The organism is Methylocystis sp. JR02 (assembly GCF_030063565.1).
GTDB lineage: Bacteria > Pseudomonadota > Alphaproteobacteria > Rhizobiales > Beijerinckiaceae > Methylocystis > Methylocystis iwaonis.
This window is the reverse complement of record NZ_JASIRC010000002.1, coordinates 185,242-199,613: the sequence shown is the minus strand read 5'-3', so window position 1 is coordinate 199,613 and position 14,372 is coordinate 185,242. Positions and strand designations below refer to the sequence as shown.

The following is a 14,372-nucleotide window of genomic DNA, read 5'->3' as shown; positions in this document are numbered from 1 at the left end:
CGATCACTGGCTTTCTCCCCGCCATGGTGTGAGCGCGCAGCCGATCCGTCTGACGATGGCGCTGCTCAGGAAACCGAGAACGCCGATGATCGCCATGCCCGCGACGATATCTGGGTAATTCTGGAGGGTGTAGGATTCCCAGGTGAAATAGCCGACGCCGAACTGGCCCGAAATCATCTCTGCGGTCACGAGGCAGAACCAACTCGTTCCCATGCCGATCGCGAGGCCGGTGAATATGCTCGGCAAAGCGCCTGGCAGCACCACTTCGACGACGACAGTGACGCTGCCGGCGCCTAGCGAGCGCGCGGATGCGATGAGCCGGGCGTCGATGTCCCTCACGCCATGAATCGTGTTGAGCAAGATTGGGAACAGCGCGCCCATGAAGGTGATGAAAACCATCGACGCTTCGGACGACGGGAACATCAGGATCGCAAGAGGTATCCAGGCGACCGCCGGAATCGGCCGCAGGAGTTCGAGAGGCGTCAGCAGCGCGTCCTCGAAAAAGGGCCTGCGCGCAACGAGGCCGCCGAGAGCGATTCCAAATAAGGAGGCGAGAGCGTAGCCTGCGAGAACGCGCGCGAGGCTGGCCTCGACATGCGACAGCAGCTTTCCCGAATGCGAAAGCTCGAGGAGCGAGTCGAACACCTGAGTCGGAGCGGGCGTGAAGGCGAAGGTGAGGAAGGAGAAGTGCGCCTTCGACAGGGAGGCATATTGCCAGGCCGCGAGAAGCGCCACGAGAGAAAAAATTCTCACGCTCCAGCGCCACGCCGCGGTGATATTCGTTTTCGAACCAGCGGGACGAAGCTCATCGGCTCGGATTCCCCTGCGTATGACTTGCACGACGGTCACGCAGCGGACTCCGACAGGTCGAAGATCCGACGACCCTCGCGACGGATCAGCTCGAGGCACTGCAACTTCGCCGCATTGAAAGGGCCGCTCGCGGAGATGTCCGGGGGGCGGGGACGCGGCAAGTCGATGGGCAAATCGAGTATGACGCGCCCCGGCGCGGCGCTGAAGACAATCACTCTGTCCGCCAGATAGATCGCTTCGTCCACATCATGGGTGACAAAGAATATAGTGGCGCCGACGTCTCGCCAGAGATCAAGCAGCAACTCCTGCATGAGCGCGCGCGCCTGCGCGTCGAGCGCGCCGAACGGCTCGTCCATCAACAAGACCGAGGGCTGGTTGATCAATGCGCGCGCGATCGCGACGCGTTGCTGCATGCCGCCCGAGAGCGTGTGGGGATAGCGGTCGGCGAAACCGGATAGCCCGACGCGATCGATCCACTCGTGCGCCGCCCGTCGCGCTTCGGCGCTCCCGATCCCTCGCATGCGCAGACCAAAGGCGATATTCGCCAAGGCCGTCTTCCATGGAAACAGCGAATAGTGCTGGAAGACGACGCCTCGGTCGGCGCCCGGCCCGCGGATCGGCGCGCCATCGACAAGAACCTCACCGGAGGTTGGGGGAAGAAAGCCGGCGATGGCATTCAAGGCGGTGGATTTGCCGCAGCCCGACGGGCCGAGAAAGCAGATGAATTGCCCCGGCTCCGCCGTGATCCCGAAATCTCGCAACGCCGCCGCGCCACGATAAGCGACCGTGAGATTGCGCAGTTCGACGTGCCCGGCGCGGACTGCCGATGGACTCGATGAAATCATACCTGTAATATAGACTAACATGCCTTAGAGTAGCAACAAGATCGCGTCCGCCGGCTTGGCTGATGCGCCAGCGGGAGTGCAGCGTGACGGCCAACGACGACGCCGAGACCATTTTCGAAGCCGATGTTCTGGTGATCGGCGGAGGGACTGCGGGGCCCCTCGCAGCCTACAAGGCCAAGACTGCGAACCCTGCGCTGAAAGTCGTTTTGCTCGAAAAAGCCAATGTGAAGCGATCAGGGGCGATCGCCGTCGGCATGGACGGTTTGAATAACGCCGTCGTGCCGGGCTTCGCCACGCCTGAGCAATATGTCCGGGAGATCACCATCGCCAATGACGGAATCGTCTATCAGAAGGCGCTGCTTGCCTACGCTGAGCGCTCCTTCGACATGATCCGTGAACTCGACCAATGGGGGGTGAAATTTCTCAAGGACGAGAATGGCGACTACGACATCAAAAAGGTTCATCACCTTGGAACCTACGTGCTGCCGATGCCGGAGGGCGCGTCGATCAAGAAGGTCCTGTACCGGCAATTGCGCAAGGCGCAGGTGCTGATCTCGAACCGCTACATGGCGACGCGCCTGCTCACCGGCGCCGACGGCCGCATTGCAGGGGCCATCGCGATCAACAGCCGGAGCGCTGAAATTCTCGTCATTCGCGCCAAGGCGGTCATTCTCGCGGCCGGCGCAGCCGGGCGTCTGGGCCTTCCAGCCTCTGGCTATCTGTGGGGAACGTACGAGAACCCCGCCAATTCGGGCGACGGTTACGCAATGGCGTTTCATGCGGGCGCGGAGCTCACCAATCTCGAATGCTTCCAGATCAATCCGTTGATCAAGGACTATAACGGTCCGGCCTGCGCCTATGTCGGTGGGCCCTTTGGCGCCTATACGGCGAACGCCAGCGGGGCGCGCTTCATCGAATGCGACTATTGGTCGGGGCAGATGATGCTGGAGTTCTATCGCGAACTCCAGGGCGGTGGAGGTCCCGTCTTTCTCAAGTTCGATCACCTTGCGCCGGAGACCATCGCGGAGGTCGAGAACATCTTGCACAAGGTGGAAAGGCCCTCGCGCGGGCTGTTTCACAAGGGCCGGAAAACCAATTACCGCAAAGACATGGTCGAGATGCATATTTCGGAAATCGGCTTTTGCTCCGGACACAGCGCGTCGGGCGTCTGGGTCGACGAGTTTGCCCGCACGACCGTCCCGGGCCTCTATGCGGCGGGCGACATGGCGAGCGTGCCGCACAATTACATGCTCGGCGCCTTCGTCAACGGCGCGATCGCCGGTGAGCATTCCGCGAGCTTTGCAGATGAGGTCGATCTTGCGGACTATGACGCCGCACAGGTGGAGGCCGAGCGGGAACGAACGCGCGCGCCATTGCGCAACGAGACCGGACTGCCGCCCAATCAGGTGGAATACAAGATCCGGCGCTTCGTCAACGATTATCTGCAGCCGCCAAAAGTGACGCGCAAATATGAAATTGCGCAGAAGCGCTTCGCTGAACTTCGCGCCGACCTACCGCGCCTCGCCGCGCGCGATGCGCACGAGCTGATGCGCGCGCTCGAGGTCCATTCGATTCTGGACTGCGCGGAGATGGCCGCAGCCGCTTCACTCTACCGCACCGAGAGTCGTTGGGGCCTCTACCATCATCGCCTCGACCATCCTGAGACGGACGACGAGAGCTGGTTTTGTCATACCCAGCTCTACAAGAATGAGCGCGGCGGCATCTCCTGCCGCAAGCGGCCGGTCGACCCCTACGTCGTGCCGGTCGAGACGACAGAGCGCGACGCCTATCATCGTCTTCGCATTCCCGCTCACAGTTGAGGCGCCGATGTCCTTCGCGGAGAACCCTTCTGAATTTCCGGTCAAGATCGATGCGGAGAAGTGCATTGCCGACAAGGGCTGCACGGTTTGCATCGACGTCTGCCCGCTCGATGTGCTGTGGATCAATCCGGAGACCGGCAAAGCGCATATGCGTTACGACGAGTGCTGGTATTGTCTGCCATGCGAACTCGACTGCCCGACCAAGGCGGTGAGCGTTTCGATCCCCTATCTGCTGCGGTGATTGTCATGGCGCGGGACAGCATTTTCGAGGATCAGAGCCTCGATATCGAAGACATCGAGGCGCGTTTCAAAAGTTCGGACGCGGATGAGCGCCGCATGGCGATGCTCGAACTTGCCGAAAGCGCCGAGGTGAATGGAGAAGCGCTTCTCATCCGCGCCCTGAGCGATCCCGATCCCGGCGTGCGCCTCGCGGCGGCGGCGGGGTTGGAGCAGTTCGACGGCCCTGCCGTCGCGCAGGCGCTCGCAAACGCTCTGCTCGACGCGGACTCGTCCGTCGCGGCTGCCGCCGGCGCCAGCCTGTGCGAATTGCGCGCGCCCGAGGCGGCCACGCCGCTGCTCGCGCTTATCGGCCATCCACGCGCGGACGTGCGCGCCGCCGTCTGGCGCGGGCTGCGCGATCTGCGCGTCGGAGCGACCCTTCCCGCGGCGATCGACGCGCTTGCCGATTCCGACCCGCATGTACGGCGCGAGGCGATCGGCGCGCTCGCCTACCTCAAGCGCGCCGACGCGCTGCCGGCTTTGCTCGGGGCGGCGACAGACCCTGATGTCGAGGTGAGGCGCGCGGCGCTATCGGCGCTCGCCTTCGCGCCCGCCGATTCGGTGATCGACGCGCTGTTCTCGGGTCTTGCCGATGGGCATTGGCAAGTGCGCGAGGCCGCGGCGGTTCTTGCTGGGAAGCTCCGCGCGGCGGGCGCCGAGCGCGCGCTGATCGACGCCCTATCGGACGACGCCTGGCAGGTCGCGCTCAAGGCCGCGAGCGCTCTGGGCCGGCTTTCAACAGCGGACGCCATCCCCGCGCTCGGCGGGCTGCTGTCGCATCCCATCAGCAATCTGCGCAAGGAAGCAGCTGCGGCGCTCGGCGAAATTCGCCGGCCGGAGGCGCTGCCCTATCTTGCCGGCGCGGTCGACGACCCCGATCCAGACGTGCGCAAGATCGCGCGCTGGTCGATACACCTCATCAAAAGTGATACTTTTCAAGGCGGTTGATCGGGCTTGCCGCGAATTTTCATAATCGATCCGGGTTTTGCTTGCTCTCTGAACATTTGGCATACTGCCAATACCGTGCAGGGCTCGTCCGAAAACCAATGATCTCGGCAGGCTTTCAGTTCCGCCTTCTCACAATCGGCGATTACGACAGCCTCGTCGAGGCGTTGTTATGGCAAGAGGGCGTCGGCATGAGCGGCTCCGATAGCGTCGACGGTGTCGCGAAATTTCTTGCTCGCAATCCCGGCATGAGTTTTGTTGCGGATGCAGAGGGAATGCTTGCGGGCTGCGTGCTCGGCGGCCACGACGGAAGGCGCGGCTATCTGTATCACGTATCGGTGAGCCCTCAATTCCGGCGTCGGGGCGTCGCGCGCGGCCTCGTTGCTCGGACGGTCGCCGCCATCGCAGCAGAAGGGATCGAGAAGATTCACATCGACGTTTTCGCGGACAACGGCGCCGGGCTAGAGTTTTGGCGAGCCATCGGCTGGCATGACCGCGACGAACTCAAGCGGTTTTCGTTCACCCCTCCGCTGAGGCGTAATTCGTAAGCGCTGCCGGCGTGACACGCTCTAGGTAGCGGAGCGCCACGTCTCCTGATGACCAGCAACAGCAGATTCACGATCTCGATCATCTGACGCTGGATCTGTCATTCCAACGACACATGGATCGTTGAAGGGGGTGTATGCCTTGCTTTGGGAAGTCGCGCTGACGCGCGCGACCGGTATAGTCCTGATCGACTAAATGACTTCGACGCTCTCGCTCGTCGCTCCGTACATTGGCGATGAGCTTGCCGACGCCGCTCAAAAATGGCGTTCACAGCTTGCTCAACGAATCTAAATGCGGCGTCGGAAATGGCTGTAGCTTCTCGAAGGCGCGCGCTAGGCGAAGCACTGTGAGGTCGCCATATTGCGGGCCGACGACATGGAAGCCGACCGGCAGCCCGTTATTGTCGAAGCCCGCGGGAATCGATGCGCCGGGCTGCTGCGTGATGTTGAAGGGGAAAGCGAAAGGCGTCTGCGGCGGCGTCCCGAGGCGCGGGACGGGCTGCGACTGCACGGGCGTGACCAAAAGATCGTATTTCTCGTGGAAACGTCGCATGAGGATCGCGAGATCGGTGCGGCGCTCATTCGCCTCGACGACTTCTGCAAGCGTATAACGTTCGAGCTTCTCGACGCGCGCGCGGATGCCGGGATCGATCACGTCCAGCCCCGCCGCGCCGATCTCGCTGCGCAGCCTGATAGCGCGCTCGGAATTGATCACGTCGATGATCGGCGACGGATCTCTGAAACCGGGATCGGTCTCTTCCACGATGGCGCCGAGCTCCGATAGGCGCGCGACGGCGCGATCGACGACGGCGGCGAGGCCGGGATCGACTTTCACATAGCCGAGCGTCCGGCTGTAGGCGATGCGCAGACCTTTCACGCCGCTGTCGAGATTCTCTCTCCAATCGCGAATGTCGCTCGGCAGGCTTTGCCAGTCGCGCACGTCCGGCTGCGCAATGACATTGAGGAGCAGTGCGGCGTCCGTCACCGTCCGCGTGAGGGGGCCGATATGGAACAACGAGCCATTGTGCGGATAGCCCGCGACGCGGCCGAATGTCGGCTTGAAGCCGAATACGCCATTGACGGCTGCCGGATTACGGATCGAGCCGCCGCCGTCAGTGCCGACTTGCAACGGCCCGAGCCCCAATGCCGCTGCGACCGCCGCGCCGCCGCTGCTGCCGCCGCTCACATATTGGCGGTCCCAGGCGTTCGGCGTCACGCCGCCGAGCTTCGTTTCGGTGAGGCCCTTGAGGCCGAATTCAGCGGTCTGGGTTTTTCCGAGAATGACCGCGCCCGCTTCTCGTAGACGCGCCGCCGGCGGGGAGTCGGCCTGCTGGATGATGTCGGGCGTCGCAAGGCTGCCCTTGCGCGTCGGGAAACCTTGCACGTTGAGCAGGTCTTTGAAGCCCACCGGCACGCCGTCGAGCAAACCTTTCGGCGCGCCGCGCGCCCAGCGCGCTTCCGAGACCTTTGCTTGCGCGAGCGCAGCATCGGCGTCGACGGCGCGATAGGCGTTGAAATGTGGCTGGAGTTCTCCGATGCGCTTCAGCGTCGCCATAGTCGCCTCCACTGGGGAAAGCGTTTTTGTGCGATACGCCTCGATCAGCTCATTGGCGGTCAGTTGTGTGAGATCCTGCGACATGGCTGCCTCCCTGGCCTTGGACGATTTTTGCATGCCGCTGTTACTGCATTCCGCGACGCCCTCTCGGCGTGCATGCGAAGTCCGGCCCTTCTCAGGGCCCAAAGTACAAAAAGAAGTACTGATTATAGATCGCGCATTTGGAGAGGTTTCATCCGGTCACAGGGAGGCAAGGTGTTCGTCATGGGCCACAGCGTCGGCCGAGCTGATGACGAGAACCCTTGTCGGCGATTTCATCGCCCACGGGAAGGCGCGCAGCCTATTTCAGCCGCGGCTGCACGCGTTGCAGACCCGCGAGCGCATATTGTTCATCCTTGTCGGCGCCACGCGCGCCGCCAACGCCGATCGCGCCGATAACCTCCTCATTGACCTTGATGAGAACAGCGCCCCCGCGCGCGAGATAGTTCGGCTTCGCGGCGATCTGATCGGCGAGCGTTTTGTTGTTCTTGACCTGCTCGGCCAGCTCGCCGGAGGTCTTCTTGAAGGCGAGCGCCGCCTGCGCCTTGAAGTTGCTGTTGTGCACCGCGCGGGGTCCGACGCCGTCAGAAACGAGGACCGCCTTCAGCACTCCGGAGGAATCGATGACGCTCACCGCCACTTTTTGATCGGCAGCCTTTCCGGCGTCGATCGCCGCTTGCGCCGCCTCGATCGCGAGCTCGAGCGAAGGACCGCGCGCGGGGGGCGGCGGCGGACTTTGCGAAGGTGCGGCTGCGCCCTGTGCCGGTCCCGACGTGGCCGATTGAGCGAGCGCCGGCGCGGTCGCGAGGACATAAACGGCAAATGCGCAGAGCAGGTTCGATCGCATTCTTTTGATTCCCTTCCAGCAGTCTATAAGACTACTATTATGGTATAAATATAACGTCAAGCTCAAACCGCGGCGATGCAACTGCTGCGATCCAACGCTAGAGCACGTCTCCGGATACGGAGCGGATGCTTGCCTTTGTGAATCTTGCTTTGTCCTCGCGCAGCGCCGCTGCCGTCCTTTTTCCTTGTCTATTTCCTACTTACAACGTAGATAATTGAGCTAGGTTCGCGCCTCGTTGGACGCAGCCGTCTGATGCGGAGGGGTTCATGAAGAAGCGCGACAAGCCGGAGTTCACGGCGGGCGGCGGCCTCGTCGATCGACATTGGTTTCTTGCCGCCGCCGGAGGCTTCGGCGTCGTCGGCCGCGCACGTGGCGAAACGCTTGTCGTCGAGCCTTGGATTACCGAGCCGGGCGCTTCTCGCGGCTTACGCCCGAGAGCGTAGAACTGCCTTTGCTGGGCGCAATTTGCCCGTCGTTTGCAACTGCCCTTTTCGGCTCATGTGCATGAGCTCGACGCCGGTGAGCGTTGCTGCGGCCGAGCGAAAGGATTTGAACCCCTGCGCCGGCCACACAACCCGCTTGATTGCTCGGTGGTCCTGTTCGACGATGTTGTTGAGATATTTCCTCCGCTGGATCTCGATGCCCGCCTCATTCTCTGCATTGTAGCTCTCGATTGCAGCGTGTTGGCCCCGCTCTTGTCGATCGTGACATTCTTCGGCGCGCGGTTTTGGCCGATCGCTCGGCGAGAAAATCTCCATAAAAATACAAAGCATCAAGACCATTGGGCACAATGGAAACCGCCTGTTCGAGCGTTCACAATTCGCCGCGCAACGTCACCATGAAGTTCCGAGGATCGCCCGGCGTATTGTAAGTGTTGGCGCCGCCGACGCGCATGTAATATTTCTGGTCGGTTATGTTGTTGAGATTGAACTGCAGCGTCAGATGGTCGTTGATCTTGTATGACGTCATTGCATTGATGACGGCAAACGCCGGCCCGTGGCGGGCCTCGTTCAATGTATTGATCGCGCCGGACAGGCCGCTCTCCGCTACGACGCCTGCGCCGATCGTCAGCCCTTTCCACTCCCCCTCGAAATCATATTTGCCCCAGATCTTGAACATATGGGTCGGATACCACGAACTGATCGGCCGCCCCGGACTGTTTTTGTCTACGATGAGCTTCGTTTGCAGATAGGTGTAGCCACCGACGACGTCGAGCCCTGGCAACGGACTTTGGATGATTGGCAGTTCGATATCCGCAAGAGGCTTCCCGGAGAATTCTACTTCGACGCCAGTGGATTCCGCCTTGCCGGCTTGAAGATAGTAGCCCGGGTTGGCGGGATCTGCATAAGGACGATTCCGGTCGTTGATCTCGAACCACGCGGCCGAGGCGTTGAGCTTCTTGTTCAGGAACTCGCCTTTGACGCCGGCTTCGAACTGCCCGCCGACCTGCGGATCGAGTGTGGTTCCGTCAGCTTTCTGGTTCGTTTGCGGAATGAAAATATCCGAGTAGCTGCCATAGAAATTGATTTCATCGGTCGCCCGGAAAATGCCGGCAAGATAGGGAGAGAAGCGGTGGTTGGATTTCGCGCCATATGCCCAATTGGCAGGCGCGCTTGGGAAAACATTGCGGTTCTTGGCAAAGAAATTCGTCAATCGACCACCGAAGACGAAAGTCAGCGGATCGATCGGCGTCAAGCGGAGTTGGCTATAGACGCCGTGCTGCAAAGTTTGATTCTGGCCGCCCGTCGTAAAGGGATTGAGATTCGGACCGATTGCATTCGGCCAAAGGACTGGGATGTTGTTCACATAGACGCGCGGGGCGCCCTTATATTCATAGGTGAACCGATCATAGTTATAGCCGATCGTCAACGTGTTCTTGATCATCGCCCAAGGCAGCGTGCCGGACAGATAGGAGTCGAGACCCGTACGATGATAATAATACATGTAATGGCGGCGCGCATATTGCGCGGTCCAATTGGAAGGATTGACGCCGCTGTTCGGATAGGCGTCCGCGAACTCGTAGCCTATGTCGCGTCGATTAAAATTCACCTTTGCGACCCAGTCTTCACCGAACCGATGCTCCAAGCGGATATTTTTGTCCTCCGTGTCCCATTTGGCTTGAGTCCAATCCGGATAGGGATTCCAGGATCTGGGCACATTCAGGAAATAGGGGCTCGTCCCGCCGAAATAAGAAAGCGCAGCGACTGGTTGCCCGCTATAGGCGGGGTCACTGGTGCGCTGGCGTGTGTAGGCGACGTTCAGCAGTGTATTGGGGGTGATGTCATATTCGAGCGAGCCATAGCCCAGCCATTTGTCTTCAGGTTGCGACGGCGTGAAGAAGAAGTGCTTGTCCTGGTGGAGCACCAGCGCACGATAGCGAAAGGTCCGCTCTTCGTTTATCGGACCGGTCACATCGATCAACCCGCGATAATTGTCCCACGAACCGGCGGTGAATTCCGTTCGGAGCTTGAATTCGTCCTGCGGCCGTTTTCTCACAATATTGACGATGCCGCCCGGATTTCCCGCTCCAGATAGCAGACCAGCCGGACCTTTCAACACTTCGATGCGATCGTAGACAGCGAGATCCAGTTGCTGATAGCCGGCAAGACCATCGTAGGTCGGGACGCCGTCATAAGCGACGCCGAGGGTGTAGCCGCGTGAGGCCGGCCATCCTTGCGTGACGTCGTTAGCAATGGTCGAGACTCCGGGCACCCAGAACATCGCGTCCTGCACAGTGGTGAGCTGCATGTCATTCATCTGTCCCCTCGTCATCACCGAGACAGACTGCGGTATCTCCTTTCTGGGCAGCGGCACCTTGCCGGCGACCGTCACGAGCGGCGTCGTGTAGGTCCCCGTTCCTTCGGTGATAGCGCCGCGGTCGGCGCTATATGCCTTCTTGTCGTCCGGATTTGTCGCCTCGACGTCGGTCCGCTTCGTCGCGCCCACGTCAATCGGCGGGAGCGCCTGGAACCCCGCGTCGCTACGCGCGCCCCTATCGTTCTGCGCGAGAATGATCGACACCGCCTTTTCGTCCGGCCCCCCGAAGCGATAGGACAGACCGGTTCCCTCGAGCAGCCTGTCGAGCCCTTCGCGCATCGAGAAAGATCCAGAAAGCCCCGTCGTGCGGAGCATCCGCGTCACGCGCGCATCGTAGAGCAGATGCAGCCCGTTTTTCACGGCGAAGGCGTTCAAAGCCGTCGCCACCGATCCTGCGGGAATGTCGTAGACCATCACGACGCCGCTCCGCTCTTGCGGCGAGAGGGACGCCTCCGCAGGTGTTCCTCCCAACGCGAAGGCGCCGAAGGTCATTGCCGCAATTGTCGAACCCAACGCCGCACCCTCGTAACACAGACCTTTTTTCGTCATCGCCGCTTTCCACCGAATGTGCCCCGGCCGTCTCCGCCCGTGACCAACTCGACGCTCTCATGACGATTTCGGAATGTGGGTTGATAAAAAAGATTCGGGCAGCTCTTGGCCCGCTGCGTCACTCGGTTAGGAAAATCAGGTAATTGGTGAAATGGATGGCGCGCAGGCCGAGGAAAAATTCGATCTCGCGCAACGTCGTGAGCGGCTCGGCGGTCGAGAAGACGCCGCTCACCCGCCGCGCGCAGGTCGAGGCGCGCAGGCAAAACACATATCCATGGCGATAGCGGCCGAGCATCGCGAGCGCCTCACCGAGCGAACGGTCCTCGACGACGAGCGCGCCGCGCCGCCAAGCTGCGACATTCTCGGCGGCGACGCTCACCGGCGCCCGCGCCGGCGTATTCGCTTCGTATGAGGTCTCCTGTCTCGTCTCGACGATCAGCCGCTCGCCGCCGCTCGCGACCGCCACCGCATGTTCGCTCACAGCGACGCGCGCACCGTCTTTCTGGAGCGCAACGTCGAAGGCGGTGCCGAGCGCCGTGACCGTGCCGCCCGCCGCCTCCACGACAAAGGGACGCGAGGCGATGGGCGCGACCTCGAACCAGGCCTCCCCCGAGAGCAGCGTCACGCGCCGCACTCCCGCCTCGAAGCGCACGGCGATCGCCGAATGGGAGTCGAGCTCGACACGCGAGCCATCGGTGAGCGTCACCGTCCTACGTTCCCCGACGCCGGTCGAATAATCAGCCGGATGACGGTTCGCGAATTCGGCGAGCCAACCGAAAAAGGCGAGAGAAGCGGCCAGCGCAACGCCGGCCGCCGCACGCCAGCTCCGTCGCACGCCGTGTGCCTGCCGGCGGCGGGCGCGCCGCAGCCCCTGCGCCTCCGAGAACATTTCAGTAATGTCCGCATAGGCCTGAGCATGGGCGGGATCGGCTGCGAGCCAGGCCTCAAAGGCAATACGACGCTCGCCGTCGATTTCGCCGGCCTTTTCCTGCAACCACCATTCGATCGCCGCGTCATGGCCGTCGTCACGGTCGGGGACGTCATCGTCCATTCTCTTCATCATGCCGACGTCGTCCCATGCTCTCGGACAGTCTCCGCCCATCGTCTAATACGACGCGCGGATACAAAAAAAGGAAGGTCGAACCGTAAATCTGTCATCTGATCGCCGCCCAGCAACGCTGCATGGCTATCCTCATATGTTGGCGCACCATGCGCTCCGTGACGCCGAGCCGCCTCGCAATCTCCGGGAACCGCATATCCTCGAAGGCGCAGAGTTCGAAGACCTCGCGGCAGCGTGGCGGCAGGGCCTCAATCGCCGAGGCGAGACGCTGCGCCCGCCGGTCACGATCGACGATCTCGTCCTGGGGCGCGTCCCAGCTCGGCGGCTCGCCGAGGATTCGGTCGAAGCTCAGATATTTTGCTTCTGTCCTGCGGCGACGCCCGAAGTCGCGAGTCAGATTTGCCGCGATCCTCTGCAGAAAGGCCGGCGGATCGGCGACGTCGTCGAACCGATCGTGGCGCAGCGCACGCACGAAAGTCTCCTGCAACAAGTCGTGAGCGGCCTCGGAGCCGACGCGACGCACCAGATAGGCCGTTAGCGCGCGTCTGTTACGCACGAACAGCTCGTGAATAAGATGGGATTTCTTTTCCGACATACGCCGCCGCCTGCAGCGGTCATCGACATCTGCTCGAGGCGGATATCGAGACCAGCGAAGAGATCAATAGAGTCGAGAGCTCAATCAGGCGGTCGGCGGTGGCGCACGGGACGAAAAGACGCGCGACCCGCCGATTCCCTCCGGCGGCGGCAGGCGGTAGCGGAAGAAAACCGGCTCGCCGGAGGAGCGCGGATAGAGGAAGGCGATCACATAATGCAGAAACGCTACCGGATCGGCGTCGGCCGCGTCATGCTGCGGGCAAATCCGGCACAAGACGCAATGGCCATGGCCGTCGGCATGGTCCCGCGGGGCGCGATCGCCGGAAGGCGCGATGCAATCCTGTCCCGCTGCCGCGACGGCGACATCCGCCGAGCCGAAGCGCGAAGCATGCGCCTCCACCACAACGGTAAGGAAGAGCTGCAGGAGCAGCAGCCAAGCCGCGGCGCCCGCGGCGAGCGCGCTCCTCAGCCGGCCGTGATGCGCCCAAAACGAAGCCATGCCGCCAGTGGAAACAGGCACGAGCTCGACCGTCAAGGGGGCATCGCAGAATATGAGGGTGTGTCGGGAGATTTTTCGGCTTACCCTGGCCTTAGGGAGCGGCGCTTCATGAAGCGCTCGCAAGAGGAGCCCGAATAGACCTCGAACGTGGCCGCGAAGTAGGGGTCACGGCACGATTTGTTCAAAACTGCACGCTAAGGCTCTGTGACCCGATGAGCGGCGACGATCCGTGACACTGTTGGCTGACTGACGCCGTAAAGGCGGGCCATTTCGGCCCCCGATTTCCGGCCACTGATGACGCTCTCAGCGATCTCGCGGCGCTTGGCCGCGTCGAGCTTTTTCTTCCGACCGCCGACGCGACCCTCGGCCCGGGCGGCCGCAAGTCCAGCGGAGGTCCGCTCCCGGATCATGGCGCGTTCGAACTCGGCGAACGCGCCGACCATTTGCATCATCATGCGTCCGGCCGGCGTGGTCGTGTCGATGTTCTCGGTGACCGAGCGAAAACCCGCGCCGGCGTTATCCTCTTTCAAAATGCCGTTCAAAGGCAATCGTTTTATGAACGGCCTTCCGTCCGCGAGAGGAGGCCTTCATGTCACGTCGCGCCTTGTTGTCGCCCGAACAGCGTGTTCGCCTGTTCGGCATCCCCGTCGACCAAGCCGAGATGGCCCGGCACTACGTGCTCGGCGCCGAGGACTTGGCGCTCATCCGGACGAAGCGGCGCGCCGTCAACCGGCTTGGGTACGCCCTGGCCGATTGGCGCGCTTGCTTGCGAGTCGGTGCGGACCCCGCCTGGGCGACCGATCGCGGCGAGCCAATCGTCCAGGCGATGCTCGACCATCTGCGCAGCGCCAACTTGCTCACTCCCATTGCCGCCGTATTGGAAAGGATCGGACTGGCGGCTCGAGCGCGGGCTCGAAAGAAGGCTTTCGAGGCCCTGGCGGAGGGTCTGACTGACGCCACGCGAGAAGCGCTCGACAAGTTGCTGAGAGTCGATCCGGATGTGCGCCGCTCCCGTGTCGCTTGGCTGCGGGACTATTCGGAGTCGCCGCGCCATCCAACATCATCGCGCTGCTCGATCGACTCGATTATGTGCGCAATCTCGGTCTCGGGACCGAGCGCTCTGCACGGGTTCATGCCGCGCGCCTCGGCCGACTGATCGACGAAGGCG

16 protein-coding genes are annotated in these 14,372 nt (G+C 62.1%); 6 read left to right on the top strand and 10 right to left on the bottom strand.

The genetic code is table 11. The annotated features are described in order from the left end of the window. Positions 1-3: 3 nt before the first annotated feature. Together QNA11_RS19280 and QNA11_RS19275 are read right to left on the bottom strand one after the other, a co-directional pair. Complete coding sequence (locus tag QNA11_RS19280) at positions 4-753, bottom strand: ABC transporter permease (protein ID WP_330085138.1); 750 nt, start codon at positions 751-753, stop codon at positions 4-6. Positions 754-845: 92 nt separating this feature from the next. Further along, positions 846-1,655, bottom strand: a complete 810-nt coding sequence (locus tag QNA11_RS19275; protein WP_283484390.1) for an ABC transporter ATP-binding protein — start codon at positions 1,653-1,655, stop codon at positions 846-848. Between the two features lie 83 nt (positions 1,656-1,738). On the opposite strand from QNA11_RS19275, the gene QNA11_RS19270 reads away from it, so the two are divergent. From QNA11_RS19270 to QNA11_RS19255, 4 genes are read left to right on the top strand one after another with little or no spacing between them, the layout of a single operon-like run. Then, positions 1,739-3,475: a fumarate reductase/succinate dehydrogenase flavoprotein subunit gene (locus tag QNA11_RS19270; RefSeq protein ID WP_283484389.1), complete on the top strand. Its 1,737-nt coding sequence runs from the start codon at positions 1,739-1,741 to the stop codon at positions 3,473-3,475. Positions 3,476-3,482: 7 nt separating this feature from the next. Next, a complete protein-coding gene (locus QNA11_RS19265) occupies positions 3,483-3,716 on the top strand; it encodes a 4Fe-4S dicluster domain-containing protein (protein WP_283484388.1) in 234 nt (77 codons plus the stop codon). Positions 3,717-3,721: 5 nt separating this feature from the next. Further along, a complete protein-coding gene (locus QNA11_RS19260; protein ID WP_283484387.1) occupies positions 3,722-4,702 on the top strand; it encodes a HEAT repeat domain-containing protein in 981 nt (326 codons plus the stop codon). Beyond that, on the top strand, positions 4,699-5,247 hold the full coding sequence (locus QNA11_RS19255; RefSeq protein WP_283484386.1) for a GNAT family N-acetyltransferase: 549 nt from the start codon (positions 4,699-4,701) through the stop codon (positions 5,245-5,247). Before QNA11_RS19260 ends, QNA11_RS19255 begins: the two co-directional genes overlap by 4 nt. A gap of 265 nt (positions 5,248-5,512) precedes the next feature. On the opposite strand, the gene QNA11_RS19250 is transcribed toward QNA11_RS19255, so the two are convergent. Together QNA11_RS19250 and QNA11_RS19245 are read right to left on the bottom strand one after the other, a co-directional pair. Then, the gene (locus QNA11_RS19250; RefSeq protein WP_283484385.1) at positions 5,513-6,883 is read right to left on the bottom strand and encodes an amidase; all 1,371 of its coding nucleotides are present in this window, start codon (positions 6,881-6,883) and stop codon (positions 5,513-5,515) included. Between the two features lie 256 nt (positions 6,884-7,139). Further along, positions 7,140-7,685, bottom strand: a complete 546-nt coding sequence (locus tag QNA11_RS19245) for a GlcG/HbpS family heme-binding protein (protein WP_283484384.1) — start codon at positions 7,683-7,685, stop codon at positions 7,140-7,142. A gap of 266 nt (positions 7,686-7,951) precedes the next feature. Between QNA11_RS19245 and QNA11_RS19240 the strand changes: the two genes are divergently transcribed. Beyond that, on the top strand, positions 7,952-8,128 hold the full coding sequence (locus QNA11_RS19240) for a hypothetical protein (protein ID WP_283484383.1): 177 nt from the start codon (positions 7,952-7,954) through the stop codon (positions 8,126-8,128). Here the strand turns inward: QNA11_RS19240 and QNA11_RS20830 are convergent. The 6 genes from QNA11_RS20830 to QNA11_RS19210 form a co-directional block, all read right to left on the bottom strand. Continuing rightward, positions 8,111-8,443 carry a DDE-type integrase/transposase/recombinase gene (locus tag QNA11_RS20830; protein WP_502867583.1) on the bottom strand — a complete coding sequence of 111 codons (333 nt, stop codon included), beginning with the start codon at positions 8,441-8,443 and terminating at the stop codon, positions 8,111-8,113. The two genes, QNA11_RS19240 and QNA11_RS20830, sit on opposite strands and share 18 nt — an antisense overlap. Before the next feature lie 55 nt (positions 8,444-8,498). After that, positions 8,499-11,051, bottom strand: coding sequence for a TonB-dependent siderophore receptor (locus QNA11_RS19230; protein ID WP_283484382.1), 2,553 nt, complete (start codon positions 11,049-11,051; stop codon positions 8,499-8,501). Between the two features lie 118 nt (positions 11,052-11,169). Next, positions 11,170-12,102 carry a FecR family protein gene (locus QNA11_RS19225; RefSeq protein WP_283484381.1) on the bottom strand — a complete coding sequence of 311 codons (933 nt, stop codon included), beginning with the start codon at positions 12,100-12,102 and terminating at the stop codon, positions 11,170-11,172. Between the two features lie 103 nt (positions 12,103-12,205). Next, complete coding sequence (locus tag QNA11_RS19220; protein WP_283484380.1) at positions 12,206-12,706, bottom strand: RNA polymerase sigma factor; 501 nt, start codon at positions 12,704-12,706, stop codon at positions 12,206-12,208. 84 nt (positions 12,707-12,790) lie between these two features. Next, the gene (locus QNA11_RS19215; protein WP_283484379.1) at positions 12,791-13,240 is read right to left on the bottom strand and encodes a hypothetical protein; all 450 of its coding nucleotides are present in this window, start codon (positions 13,238-13,240) and stop codon (positions 12,791-12,793) included. Positions 13,241-13,398: 158 nt separating this feature from the next. Further along, positions 13,399-13,746 (bottom strand): recombinase family protein, encoded by a 348-nt coding sequence (locus tag QNA11_RS19210; RefSeq protein ID WP_283484378.1) that lies wholly within the window; start codon positions 13,744-13,746, stop codon positions 13,399-13,401. A 47-nt stretch (positions 13,747-13,793) separates the two neighbouring features. Here QNA11_RS19210 and QNA11_RS19205 point away from each other — a divergent pair, with 47 nt between their 5' ends. Then, positions 13,794-14,360: a DUF4158 domain-containing protein gene (locus tag QNA11_RS19205; protein ID WP_283484377.1), complete on the top strand. Its 567-nt coding sequence runs from the start codon at positions 13,794-13,796 to the stop codon at positions 14,358-14,360. The last annotated feature ends 12 nt before the right edge of the window (positions 14,361-14,372 follow it).